The 12,877-nt window shown below is 69.2% G+C and carries 11 protein-coding genes; 10 read left to right on the top strand and 1 reads right to left on the bottom strand.

Annotated features, from left to right (window positions below):
- The first annotated feature begins 55 nt into the window (after positions 1-55).
- The 5 genes from RR1_RS09260 to RR1_RS09240 all read left to right on the top strand — a co-directional run bounded on the left by RR1_RS09260 (position 56) and on the right by RR1_RS09240 (position 4,117).
- On the top strand, positions 56-643 hold the full coding sequence (locus RR1_RS09260; RefSeq protein WP_040773299.1) for an ATP-dependent Clp protease proteolytic subunit: 588 nt from the start codon (positions 56-58) through the stop codon (positions 641-643).
- A 112-nt stretch (positions 644-755) separates the two neighbouring features.
- Positions 756-1,421: an ATP-dependent Clp protease proteolytic subunit gene (locus RR1_RS09255; RefSeq protein ID WP_010838301.1), complete on the top strand. Its 666-nt coding sequence runs from the start codon at positions 756-758 to the stop codon at positions 1,419-1,421.
- 269 nt (positions 1,422-1,690) lie between these two features.
- Positions 1,691-2,968 (top strand): ATP-dependent Clp protease ATP-binding subunit ClpX, encoded by a 1,278-nt coding sequence (gene clpX, locus RR1_RS09250; RefSeq protein WP_010838300.1) that lies wholly within the window; start codon positions 1,691-1,693, stop codon positions 2,966-2,968.
- Between the two features lie 36 nt (positions 2,969-3,004).
- Complete coding sequence (gene aroQ, locus RR1_RS09245) at positions 3,005-3,472, top strand: type II 3-dehydroquinate dehydratase (RefSeq protein ID WP_051111160.1); 468 nt, start codon at positions 3,005-3,007, stop codon at positions 3,470-3,472.
- A gap of 21 nt (positions 3,473-3,493) precedes the next feature.
- Complete coding sequence (locus RR1_RS09240; RefSeq protein ID WP_010838298.1) at positions 3,494-4,117, top strand: GNAT family N-acetyltransferase; 624 nt, start codon at positions 3,494-3,496, stop codon at positions 4,115-4,117.
- Positions 4,118-4,343: 226 nt separating this feature from the next.
- Here RR1_RS09240 and fdhD read toward each other — a convergent pair whose 3' ends face one another.
- A complete protein-coding gene (gene fdhD, locus RR1_RS09235) occupies positions 4,344-5,159 on the bottom strand; it encodes a formate dehydrogenase accessory sulfurtransferase FdhD (protein ID WP_040773249.1) in 816 nt (271 codons plus the stop codon).
- Positions 5,160-5,413: 254 nt separating this feature from the next.
- On the opposite strand from fdhD, the gene RR1_RS09225 reads away from it, so the two are divergent.
- From RR1_RS09225 to ndk, 5 genes are all read left to right on the top strand, one after another.
- Positions 5,414-7,432, top strand: a complete 2,019-nt coding sequence (locus RR1_RS09225) for a S9 family peptidase (RefSeq protein WP_010838296.1) — start codon at positions 5,414-5,416, stop codon at positions 7,430-7,432.
- Between the two features lie 67 nt (positions 7,433-7,499).
- Positions 7,500-10,178, top strand: a complete 2,679-nt coding sequence (locus RR1_RS09220) for a valine--tRNA ligase (RefSeq protein ID WP_010838295.1) — start codon at positions 7,500-7,502, stop codon at positions 10,176-10,178.
- On the top strand, positions 10,175-11,599 hold the full coding sequence (gene folC, locus RR1_RS09215; RefSeq protein ID WP_010838294.1) for a bifunctional tetrahydrofolate synthase/dihydrofolate synthase: 1,425 nt from the start codon (positions 10,175-10,177) through the stop codon (positions 11,597-11,599). The genes RR1_RS09220 and folC overlap by 4 nt, the downstream gene beginning before the upstream one ends.
- The gene (locus RR1_RS09210) at positions 11,596-12,042 is read left to right on the top strand and encodes a DUF4233 domain-containing protein (protein ID WP_040773244.1); all 447 of its coding nucleotides are present in this window, start codon (positions 11,596-11,598) and stop codon (positions 12,040-12,042) included. The genes folC and RR1_RS09210 overlap by 4 nt, the downstream gene beginning before the upstream one ends.
- A 5-nt stretch (positions 12,043-12,047) precedes the next feature.
- Positions 12,048-12,476 carry a nucleoside-diphosphate kinase gene (gene ndk / locus RR1_RS09205; RefSeq protein ID WP_010838292.1) on the top strand — a complete coding sequence of 143 codons (429 nt, stop codon included), beginning with the start codon at positions 12,048-12,050 and terminating at the stop codon, positions 12,474-12,476.
- Positions 12,477-12,877 lie beyond the last annotated feature (401 nt).

The following is a 12,877-nucleotide window of genomic DNA, read 5'->3' as shown; positions in this document are numbered from 1 at the left end:
GACCACCAGCAGTCCCGCCATCGCCCCCGCACTCGCCACCGTGGACCCGGCGCGGATGACGTCGGCGACCGCGGGCCTGAACCTCTCCGACTCGGTCTACGAACGCCTGCTGCGCGAACGGATCATCTTCCTCGGCACCCAGGTGGACGACGACATCGCCAACAAGCTGTGTGCCCAGATCCTGCTGCTCTCGGCAGAGGATCCGACGCGCGACATCTCGCTGTACATCAACTCGCCCGGTGGCTCCGTCACGGCGGGCATGGCGATCTACGACACGATGCAGTTCGCGGAATGCGACGTCGCGACGTTCGCGATGGGCATGGCGGCCTCGATGGGGCAGTTCCTGCTGTGTGCAGGGGAGAAGGGCAAGCGCTACGCGCTGCCGCACGCACGGATCATGATGCACCAGCCCTCGGGTGGCATCGGTGGCTCGGCGGCCGACATCGCGATCCTCGCCGATCAGCTCGCGCAGACCAAGCGCGAGATGGCGGAACTGATCGCGTTCCACACCGGCCAGACCGTCGAGCAGGTCACGCTCGACTCGGATCGCGACCGCTGGTTCAGGGCGCAGGAAGCCCTCGAGTACGGCTTCGTCGATCACGTGGTGTCGCGCGCTCGCGACGCCGGCGGCAGCAACCTCTGACCCGCGACCTCCGGCCGTCGTCCGGTCACCGGCGCGCAGCGTCGAGCCGCCGGCATCCGGACCGGAGTCGCCGCCGCGCAGCCCAAGCCGACTTCCACTCATTGGAGAACTGATGACGAACACGTTCGATCCGCGCAATCTCGGCGGTGGCCACGCTCCCGCGGCGCCGCAGTCTCGCTACATCCTGCCGTCGTTCATCGAGCACTCGAGCTATGGCGTCAAGGAGTCGAACCCGTACAACAAGCTGTTCGAGGAGCGCATCATCTTCCTCGGCGTGCAGGTCGACGACGCCTCGGCGAACGACATCATGGCGCAGCTGCTCGTGCTCGAGTCGCTCGATCCCGATCGCGACATCACGATGTACATCAACTCGCCGGGTGGCTCGTTCACGTCGCTGATGGCGATCTACGACACGATGCAGTACGTCCGCGCCGACATCGCGACGGTGTGTCTCGGCCAGGCGGCGTCCGCCGCGGCCGTCCTCCTCGCGGCCGGCACGCCCGGCAAGCGTCTCGCGCTGCCCAACGCGCGTGTGCTGATCCATCAGCCCGCGACCGGCGGTGTGCAGGGCCAGGTCTCGGATCTCGAGATCCAGGCCGCCGAGATCGAGCGGATGCGTCGCCTCATGGAGACGACCCTCGCACGGCACACGGGCAAGGATCCGGACACGATCCGCACCGACACCGACCGCGACAAGATCCTCACGGCCGAAGAGGCCAAGGAGTACGGGATCATCGACGACGTTCTCGAGTACCGCAAGCTCAGCGCACAGAAGTGAGGCTCGTTCCGGCCCCGGTTCGACGAACCGGGCCGGAACGCTCGCCCACGCGGCGGCGTCCGCTGCTCTACGGTGGATACAGCACGGTGTGGGACACGCCGAAGCGGCGATCGCGGCGAAGCGGCCGACCTCTTCCGGCGATCGCGGGTACGGTCACTGAAGGCGTTCGTACAGCACTGAAGACGCTCGTACCGGCACTGAAGACGCTCGTACCGGCGGTTCCGGTCACGGCGACAGCACGGACACACGGGAAGTAGGGACCTCACGAGATGGCACGCATCGGAGACGGCGGGGACCTGCTGAAGTGCTCTTTCTGCGGCAAGAGCCAGAAGCAGGTCAAGAAGCTCATCGCAGGCCCGGGCGTGTACATCTGCGACGAGTGCATCGACCTGTGCAACGAGATCATCGAGGAAGAACTCGCCGAGACGAGCGACGTCAAGCTCGACGAGCTCCCCAAGCCCAAGGAGATCCGGGACTTCCTGGAGAACTACGTCATCGGCCAGGATTCCGCGAAGAGGACGCTCGCGGTGGCCGTCTACAACCACTACAAGCGGATTCAGGCGGGCGACAAGAATCGCGACCCGCGCGCCGAATCCGTCGAGCTCGCGAAGTCCAACATCCTCATGCTCGGCCCGACGGGCTGCGGCAAGACGTACCTCGCGCAGACTCTCGCGAAGATGCTCAACGTTCCGTTCGCGATCGCGGATGCCACGGCGCTGACCGAGGCCGGCTACGTGGGCGAGGACGTCGAGAACATTCTGCTCAAGCTCATCCAGGCCGCCGACTACGACGTCAAGCGTGCAGAGACGGGCATCATCTACATCGACGAGGTCGACAAGATCGCGCGCAAGAGCGAGAACCCGTCGATCACGCGTGACGTGTCGGGCGAGGGCGTGCAGCAGGCGCTGCTGAAGATCCTCGAAGGCACGCAGGCGAGCGTCCCGCCGCAGGGCGGCCGCAAGCACCCGCACCAGGAGTTCATCCAGATCGACACGACGAACGTCCTGTTCATCGTCGCGGGTGCGTTCGCCGGGCTCGAGAAGATCGTGTCCGATCGCATCGGCAAGCGTGGTCTCGGCTTCGGTGCCGAGGTCCGTTCGAAGGCCGAGATCGACACCCAGGACCACTTCGCCGAGGTCATGCCGGAGGACCTCATCAAGTTCGGCCTGATCCCCGAGTTCATCGGCCGGCTGCCGATGATCGCGTCGGTGACGAACCTCGACAAGGAATCGCTCGTCGAGATTCTGTCCGAGCCGAAGAACGCCCTCGTGAAGCAGTACACGCGGCTGTTCGACATGGACGGCGTCGAGCTCGAGTTCTCGCAGGACGCGCTCGAGGCGATCGCCGATCAGGCGATCCACCGCGGCACCGGTGCTCGCGGTCTGCGCGCGATCATGGAGGAAGTCCTGCTTCCGGTCATGTACGACATCCCGAGTCGCGACGACGTCGAGAAGGTCGTCGTGACGGCGGAGACCGTGAACGACAACGTGCTGCCCACGATCGTTCCGCGCGAACCGGAGCGGGAGCGCCGCGACAAGTCGGCGTGACCGCGTGAGCGGGCCGCTATCCTGCCACCGGACCGGATGCCCGGTCCGCGGACAGGAAGGCTCGAGGTGACGCGACCGATCTACGTCCTCAACGGACCCAATCTGAACCTGCTGGGGCAGCGCCAGCCCGAGGTGTACGGCAGCGAGACGCTCGGCGACGTCGAGCATCTCTGCCGCGAGACCGCCGAACGGTACGGGCGTTCGATCGTGGCCCAGCAGTCGAATCACGAGGGCGTCCTCATCGATCTGGTCCACGAGGCGAGGACGGCGTCGTCGGGCGTCGTCGTCAATCCCGGTGGCTACACACACACCTCGGTCGCGTTGCGCGACGCGCTGGTCACGCTGTCGGTTCCGGTCGTCGAGGTGCACATCAGCAACGTCCACGCGCGCGAGGAGTTTCGTCACCACTCGTACATCTCGCCGGTCGCGACCGGCGTGATCGCGGGCCTGGGTGTCGCCGGGTACGGGCTCGCGGTCGACTACATCTGCCGCACGGAGTCGTGACGCGTTGTTAGTGTCGCGGTCATGCCGCCACTGATCAGATCCGCCCGCGCCGACGAGGTCCCGGCCGTGGCCGGGCTGCTGGCCGAGGCGTTCGAGTCGGATCCCGTGATGGCGGCGATGCTGCCGGATTCCGGCACGCGGGACCGCCGCCTCACGCGCCTGTTCGCGACCGAGATCGGCGTCCATCATCTCCCCGGCGGGGCTGTCGACGTCGCGGTGGGGGAGGACGGCGTGATGGGTGGCGCGGCCGTCTGGGATCCGCCGGGGCGATGGCATCAGGGCATCGGTACCCAGCTGCGGATGCTTCCCGGGCTCGTCAGAGCACTCGGGCCGCGGGCGCTCGCGGGCGCGCGGATGTCGCAGGCGTTCGAGCGCGCGCATCCGACGACACCGCACTGGTTCCTCTCGGCCATCGGCACCGGGCGGTCGGCGCGGGGCGGTGGGTTCGGTTCGGCGCTCCTGCGGTCGCGGCTCGAGGTCGTCGACCGCGACGCGATGCCCGCGTACCTCGAATCGAGCAACGTCGCGAACATCTCGTACTACGAGCGCTTCGGATTCGAGGCGTACGACGAGATCGAACTCGTGCCCGCGCGTGGGGACGCCGAGGCCGTCGTGGCCTACGCGATGTGGCGCGATCCGCGCTGATCGAGCGCGTCCGGACGTGCTGCGCGGCGTGATTGGCCGAACCGAGACCACCCCGAGTGTGCGCGCGTGACGTCCGGGGAGTAGGCATGAATCGTCGGGACTCTACCGGGAGGTGACGAGGATGCTGTATCCGTTGGTCGTCGTGCTGTACGTCGTGAACGCGATCACGAGCGGGACTCTCGGCACGTGGTGGTGACCCGCACGTCGTGACGTCGCGCGGGTCCGCTCACGTGTCGATGCGGCCGCTCCCGGTGTAGACGTTCATCGTGTCGCCACGCAGAAACCCGACGAGCGTCGTTCCTGCCGTCTCGGCGACGTCGACCGCGAGCGACGACGGCGCCGAGACCGCGCCGAGCACGGGTACGCCCGCCGCGACGGACTTCTGCACGAGCTCGAACGACGCCCGTCCGGACACCATGAGCACGGTGCCGCGCAACGGCACGAGCCCTTCGGCGAGCGCCCAGCCGAGCACCTTGTCGACGGCGTTGTGCCGGCCGACGTCCTCGCGCAGCGCGAGGAGTTCGCCGTCCGGGGTGAACAGTCCGGCGGCGTGCAGGCCGCCCGTCGCGTCGAAGACGCGCTGGGCCGCGCGCAGGGTGTCGGGCATCCCGGCGAGTGCCGCCGCCGTGACGGAGACGGGGTCGGCGCCGGGCGCGAAGCGGTCGTGCATCCTGACCTGATCGAGCGAGGCCTTCCCGCACACTCCGCACGCGGACGTGGTCGGGAAGTTGCGCCCGGACGTCACGGGAACGGGGACTCGGAGCGTCACGTCCACGACGTTGAAGGTGTTCCGGCCGTCCTCGTCGACGCCGTCGCAGTAGCGCAGCGTCGCGATGTCCTCGCGTGCGCCGACGACTGCCTCACCCAGCAGGAACCCGTGGACGAGATCGAAATCGTGCCCAGGTGTGCGCATCGTGACGGTGAGCGACTCGCCGCCGACCCGGATCTCGAGCGGTTCCTCGACCGCGAGCGAGTCGGGCCGGCGTGACACGACGTCGCCGCGGATCCGCACGATCGGGCGGCGCGCCGTCACGCGGCCCACGGCGACTCCCCTCGCTCTCGTGCCGTACTGGGTCGTCTCGCTCGCACGGGGCCTCCCGATCGCCGGTGTCGCTCACGTGAAGTCGATACTAGGCGCGCGCGGGGCCGACCGGCGAGGAGTCGCAGTGCTTGTCCGCCGTCACGGCGTCCGAGCCGGACGAGTCCGCGGACACGAGGCGATGCGCCTTCTCGCCGTGGCGCGCGCACGATGCGCCGACCGCGTGATACGACAGCGGGGTGACCGCGATTCCAGGGATGCACGAAGGCACGCCGTTCGACTCGACGGACGACTACATCGCGTTGCCGAGACTGTCCGGGCTCGCGCTGTCGCCGGACGGGCGCAGGCTCGTCGTCGGGCGCGCGGCCCTCGGTGACGATCGCACCGAGTACACGAGCGCGTTGTGGGAGATCGACGTCACCGGCGCGAGTCCGGCCAGGCGCCTCACGTGGGGCTCGAGCGGCGAGTCCGGCGCATCGTTCACGTCGGACGGCGACCTGCTGTTCACAGCGAAGCGCACGGCGACGCGAGGCGCCGCGTCCGACGACGTGTCCGCACTGTGGCGGCTTCCCGCCGGGTCCGGTGAGGCGATCCCGCTCGTGCGGGTGGGCGGGGGAGTCACGAGCGTCGTGACGGCCCGCAGCGCACCGGCGTTCGTGTTCACGTCGAAGGTCTTCGGGACGTCGCTACCCGACGACGAGCGGATCCGCGCCGCACGCCGGGAGGGTTCGGTGTCGGCGGTCCTGCACACCGGATACCCGGTGCGGCACTGGGATGCCGATCTCGGCGCCGACGTCCCGCATCTGCTCACCGGCGAGAGCGATCCCGGCACCGAGACGTGCACCGCGCGGGATCTCTCGCCCGCGCCCGGTGACGCGCTGCGCGAGGCGGACGTCGCGCTGTCCCCGGACGGCACGTTCGTCGTGTGCACCTGGACGGTCGGTGCCCCGGGCGCGGCGCGCCGCACGGTGCTGTGCCGCATCGACGTCGCGTCCGGCGCGCGCACCGTGCTCGCCGACGACCCGGTCGCCGATCTGGGTTCACCTGCCGTCGCGCCCGACGGTGGATCCGTCGCGTACCTGCGCGAGTCGTGGTCCACGCCCGACGAACCACCGCACGTGACGCTGCACCGGCTCGATCTCGAGTCCGGGACGACCGAGCAACTCGCGGTGGGCTGGGATCGGTGGCCCACGTCGGTCGCGTGGACCGCCGACGGCGCGGATCTCGTCGTGACGGCGGACGAACGCGGCAGGGGACCGGTCTTCGTGGTGCCGCGGCAGGGCGAACCGCGCGCCGTCACGCACGACGACCACACGTACTCCGACGTCCGGGTCGCACCGGACGGTTCGACGCTGTTCGCGTTGCGAGCGTCCTATCTCGCGCCGCCGCACCCGGTGCGCATCGACCTCGGCACCGGCTCGGTCGCGGTGCTGCGCGCACCCGACGAGCGTCCCGAACTGCCCGGCACCCTCGTCGAGGTCGAGACGCTCGCGCCCGACGGTCACCCGCTGCGCGCGTGGCTCGCGTTGCCGACGGGCGCGCAACCGCACGCTCCCGTCCCGATGCTGCTGTGGATCCACGGTGGCCCGTTGTCGTCGTGGAACACGTGGTCGTGGCGCTGGAATCCGTGGCTGCTCGTCGCGCAGGGGTACGCCGTGCTGCTGCCGGACCCGGCGCTGTCGACGGGCTACGGGCAGGATTTCGTGCGTCGCGGCTGGGGCCGGTGGGGCAAGGAGCCGTTCACGGATCTCATGGCGCTCACCGATGCCGCGACGGAGCGGGCCGAGATCGACGGTGCCCGTATCGGTGCGATGGGTGGTTCGTTCGGCGGCTACATGGCGAACTGGGTCGCCGGCCACACGAACCGGTTCTCGGCCATCGTCACCCACGCGAGCCTGTGGGCGCTCGATCAGTTCGGGCCGACGACGGACGCCGCGTGGTACTGGGCACGCGAGATGACGCCCGAGATGGCCGTCGAGAACTCGCCCCACCTGTTCGTCGCGGACATCTCGACGCCGATGCTCGTGATCCACGGCGACAAGGACTATCGCGTGCCGATCGGGGAGGGGCTGCGGCTCTGGTACGAGCTGCTGTCGGAGTCCGGGCTGCCCGCGGACGACGCCGGCGTCACGGCGCACCGGTTCCTGTACTTCCCGACCGAGAACCACTGGGTGCTCGCCCCGCAGCACACGAAACTCTGGTACGAGGTCGTGGCCGCGTTCCTGTCCGAGCACGTGCTGGGCGAATCGGCGGCGATACCCGACGTCCTCGGCTGAAGGTGTACGGCGCGGGGTGCGAGGGTGTGCGCGTTTCTCCGCACCGCGGTTCTCTAGACTCGGTGGGGTGAGCAGCACACCCGCCGAGAACCCGCACAGCGTCGCCGACCTGCCCAAGAGCTGGGATCCCAGCTCGGTCGAGGCAGATCTCTACGAGGGCTGGGTGGCGGCCGGGTACTTCACCGCCGACGCGACGAGCGATCGTCCCGGCTACTCGATCGTGCTGCCGCCGCCGAACGTCACCGGCAGCCTGCACATGGGCCACGCGCTCGACCACACGCTCATGGACGCCCTCACACGCCGCAAGCGGATGCAGGGCTTCGAGGTGCTGTGGCTGCCGGGCATGGACCACGCGGGCATCGCGACGCAGACCCTCGTCGAGAAGCGGCTCGCGGAGCAGGGGCTCACGAAGGAGGAGCTCGGCCGCGAGGCGTTCGTCGAGAAGGTGTGGGAATGGAAGCGCGAGTCGGGCGGCACGATCCAGGGGCAGATGCGCCGGATCGGTGACGGCGTCGACTGGAGCCGTGACCGGTTCACGATGGACGAGGGCCTCTCGCGTGCCGTGCAGACGATCTTCAAGCGGCTCTACGACGACGGCCTGATCTACCGCGCCGAGCGGCTCGTCAACTGGTCGCCCGTGCTGCAGACGGCGATCTCGGACATCGAGGTGAAATTCGAGGAGGTCGAGGGCGAGCTCGTGTCGCTGCGCTACGGGTCGCTCGACGACGCCGAGCCGCACGTGATCGTGGCGACGACGCGAGTCGAGACGATGCTCGGCGACACCGCCGTGGCGGTGCACCCCGACGACGAGCGCTACCGCGATCTGATCGGGACGACGCTCGAGCACCCCATCACGGGTCGGCGCATCCCGATCGTCGCCGACGACTACGTCGATCCCGAGTTCGGTACGGGCGCCGTGAAGATCACTCCGGCGCACGACCCCAACGACTTCGAGCTGGGCCGTCGGCACGGCCTGCCGATGCCGACCATCATGGACAAGGCGGGCCGGATCGCCGACACAGGAACGCACTTCGACGGAATGGACCGCTTCGAGGCGCGTGTGAAGGTGCGGGAAGAGCTCGCCCGGGAGGGCCGGATCGTCGCCGAGAAGCGGCCCTACCTGCACAGCGTCGGACACTCCGAGCGCAGCGGTGAGGCGATCGAGCCGCGGCTGTCGTTGCAGTGGTTCGTCGCCGTCGACCGGCTCGCGAAGGCCGCCGGTGACGCCGTGCGCGGCGGCGACACCGTGATCCATCCGAAGAGCCAGGAGCCGCGCTGGTTCGCGTGGGTCGACGACATGCACGACTGGACCATCTCGCGCCAGTTGTGGTGGGGTCACCGGATTCCCATCTGGTACGGCCCCGACGGCGAGGTCGAGTGCTTCGGACCCGACGACACTCCGCCGGCCGGCTGGGAGCAGGATCCGGACGTCCTCGACACGTGGTTCTCGTCGGGCCTGTGGCCGTTCTCGACGATGGGCTGGCCCGAGCGGACCGAGGATCTCGCGAAGTTCTATCCGACGAGCGTGCTCGTCACGGGCTACGACATCCTGTTCTTCTGGGTCGCGCGCATGATGATGTTCGGCACGTACGTCTCGCAGGATGCCGCGATCACCGAAGGCGCACAGCAGGATTCGGGCGCGCAGGTGCCGTTCCGCGACGTCTTCCTCCACGGCCTCGTGCGCGACCAGCACGGCAAGAAGATGTCGAAGTCGCGCGGAAACGGAATCGATCCACTCGACTGGGTCGACCGATTCGGTGCCGACGCACTGCGATTCACCCTCGCGCGCGGCGCGAATCCGGGGTCGGATCTGTCGGTCGGCGAGGACCACGCGCAGAGCTCGCGCAACTTCGCCAACAAGATTTTCAACGCGACCAAGTTCGCGCTCATGAACGGTGCAGCCCCGGGCGAGCTCGCCGATCGCGCGCTGCTCACGGACGCCGATCGCTGGATTCTCGATCGGCTCGAGCAGGTCCGCGCGGAGGTCGACGGCGCGTTCGAGCGCTACGAGTTCAGCAAGGCATGCGAGGCGCTGTACCACTTCGCGTGGGACGAGGTCTGCGACTGGTACCTCGAGATCGCGAAAGTCCAGTTCGCGGAGGAGGAGTCGGCGGCGCGGACCCGTACGGTGCTCGGCGTCGTCCTCGACGATCTGCTGCGGCTGCTGCATCCCTTCGTCCCCTTCGTCACGGAGACGTTGTGGAAGGTCCTCACGGGCGGCGAGTCGCTCGTCGTCGCGTCGTGGCCGCAGCCCTCGGGCGTCCCGGCCGATGCGGACTCCGCGCGCCGGATCGCCGATCTCGAGCGGCTCGTGACCGAGATCCGCCGGTTCCGCAGCGATCAGGGCCTCAAGCCGTCGCAGAAGGTTCCCGCGCGACTCGTCGGTGTCGACGCCGCCGATCTCGCCGCGCTCGCGCCCGTCGTCGCCTCGCTCGCGCGGCTCACCGACCCGGAGGAGGGCTTCGCGCCGTCGGCCTCGATCGAGGTCCGGCTCACCGGAGCGACCGTCGGCGTCGAACTCGACACCTCCGGCACGGTGGACGTCGGCGCCGAGATCGCCCGCCTGAAGAAGGATCTCGCGACCGCCGAGAAGGAACTGGCGGGAACGACGGCGAAGCTCGGCAACGCCGAGTTCCTCGGCAAGGCGCCCGAGAAGGTCGTCGACAAGATCCGGGCGCGGCAGCAGGTCGCGACCGAGGAGATCGAGCGGATCGGCGCGCGGCTCGCGGAGCTGGGGCACGCGTGAGTTCCGACGCCGCCCCGGGCGAGCCGAGCCCCGTCGACCTCGCCGAACTGGCGCTGGTCGAGGCCGAGCTCGACACCCGCTGGCCCGAGACGAAGATCGAGCCGTCGCTGACCCGCATCGCTGCGCTCATGGATCTGCTCGGCTCGCCGCAGTTGGCGTATCCGACCGTCCACGTGGCGGGCACCAACGGCAAGACGTCGGTGACTCGGATGATCGACTCGCTGCTGCGCGCGCTGCATCGCCGCACCGGCCGGACGACGAGCCCGCATCTGCAGCTCGCGACGGAGCGGATCGGCATCGACGGTGCACCGATCTCGCCGCGACGCTACGTCGACACCTATCGCGAGATCGAGCCGTACGTGCTCATGATCGACGAGCAGTCGCGCGCCGCCGGGGGACCGGCGATGAGCAAGTTCGAGGTGCTCACCGCGATGGCGTTCGCCGCCTTCGCCGAAACGCCCGTGGACGTCGCCGTCGTCGAGGTGGGCCTCGGCGGCCGGTGGGATGCGACGAACGTCGTGGCGTCGCAGGTCGAGGTCATCACGCCGATCGGGCTCGATCACGCGGAGTACCTCGGCACCGATCTCGCGACGATCGCCGGGGAGAAGGCGGGGATCATCAAGCCGTCGCCGCAGGACGGTCTGGTCCCGCGTGACTCGGTCGCGATCCTCGCGCAGCAGGAACCCGAGGTCATGGACGTGCTGCTGCGTCGCGCCGTCGAGGTCGACGCCGCGATCGCGCGCGAGGGTTCCGAGTTCTCGGTGCTCGCGCGTGCCGTCGCCATCGGTGGTCAGCAGCTCGAACTGCAGGGGCTCGGCGGCGTCTACACCGACGTCTTCCTGCCGCTGCACGGCGAACACCAGGCGCGCAACGCCTCGCTCGCGCTCGCCGCGGTGGAGGCGTTCTTCGGTGCCGGGCCCGACCGCCAGCTCGATCAGGACGCGATCCGCGAAGGCTTCGCGACGGTCGAGAATCCGGGACGGCTCGAACGGGTGCGCGCCGCGCCGACCGTCTTCCTCGACGCCGCGCACAACCCGCACGGCGCGCGCGCACTCGCGACGGCACTGTCCGACGAGTTCGACTTCCGCAGGCTGGTCGGCGTCGTGTCGGTCATGGGAGACAAGGACGCCGACGGCATCCTCGAAGCCCTCGAGCCCGTCCTCGACGAGATCGTCGTGACGAGCAACGGCTCGCCGCGCGCGATGAGCGTCGACGAGCTCGAAGCCCGTGCCTCTCAGCGTTTCGGCGACGAACGCGTCGTGGTCGCCCCCACCCTGCCCGACGCCATCGAGACCGCGATCGGCATCGCCGAGGACGTGAGCGATCCGGGGGAGACCGTCTCCGGCGCGGGTGTCGTGGTGACGGGATCGGTCGTGACCGCGGGTGCCGCCCGCACCCTCTTCGGAAAGGACCCCGCGTGAGCGAGACCCCCGACCCCACCCCCGAGCCCGGTCCGCCGGGATCGGCCGCCGGCCCGCCGCCGGCCCCGGCTTCCGACCCTTGGAAGGGCTTTCGTGGTGTCTGCGCGGGGACGCTCGTTCTCGAGATGATCGTCGTCCTGCTGACGCTGCCGATCCTCGCGCAGCTGGGCGGTGGCATCACGTGGTTGTCGGGCGGTCTCGTCCTCGGCAGCGCGCTCGCGATGTTCCTCGGCGCAGGACTGCAGGGACGCTCGTGGGCGATGACCTACAACCTCGCGATCCAGGTCGTGCTGCTGCTCGGGTTCTTCGTCGACCTGTCGATCGGCTTCGTCGGCGTGCTCTTCGGCGGCGTGTGGGCGTACCTGCTGCATCTGCGTGGCGACATGCGCCGGCGCATCGAGAAGGGCCAGCTGCCGAGCCAGCGATCGGGACAGATAGGCTGACCTGCGTGACAGAGCAGCCCGCGACGCAAGAGCGCACCCTCGTCTTGATCAAGCCCGACGCCGTCGCCCGTGGATACGTGGGAGAGATTCTCGCCCGTATCGAGCGCAAAGGACTGCGTCTCGCGGCCCTCGAACTGAAGGTCGCACCGAACGAGGTCGCGCAGCAGCACTACGCCGAGCACGAGGGCAGGCCGTTCTACCCGAGCCTGCTCGAGTTCATCACGTCGGGACCGCTCGTGGCGGCCGTCGTCGAAGGCCCGCGCGCCGTCGCGGCCTTCCGGCAGCTCGCCGGCGGCACCGACCCCGTCGAGAAGGCGATCCCCGGCACGATCCGTGGCGATTTCGGTCTCGAGACGCAGGAGAACCTGGTGCACGGGTCGGACTCGGTGGAGTCCGCTGAGCGCGAGATCGCGCTCTGGTTCCCCGCTCTCTGAGTTCTCCACCCGTTCCCGGCCGGCGAATCGAGACACCTTCCGAGGTGTCCGGTTCGCCGGTCTTTCGTTTCGCCGCAGCGGATCGAGGGCGGCTGTCGCGCGTGTGATGACGGGACGCCGCCGACGATGTGGGATACTGAACGCAGCCGCATCGCTCATGGGGGAGAGTCCCTCGGGTGATTCGGTCCGGCGATGTGAAGCGGCACCCCCTCGTCGTCCCCGATGCGTCACCGAACCAGGTGTTCGCACTCCGGGTGGACTGCACGAGCCGGTGTTCGGACGACAGGTCGCCGAGCCAGGCACTGCGCACAGGACGTGCTGACGGTCACGGTCGTGGTGTGCGGAGCGAGACCAGACAATCTCGCGACCCGATCGGGCGCGAGTACACAGACAGTGCTCCC

The sequence above is a fragment of the Rhodococcus rhodnii NBRC 100604 genome (assembly GCF_001894925.1).
In the GTDB taxonomy this organism is placed as follows: Bacteria; Actinomycetota; Actinomycetes; order Mycobacteriales; family Mycobacteriaceae; genus Rhodococcus_F; species Rhodococcus_F rhodnii.
The sequence above is the reverse complement of the archived record's forward strand: the minus strand, read 5'-3'. Positions and strand labels throughout refer to the sequence as shown.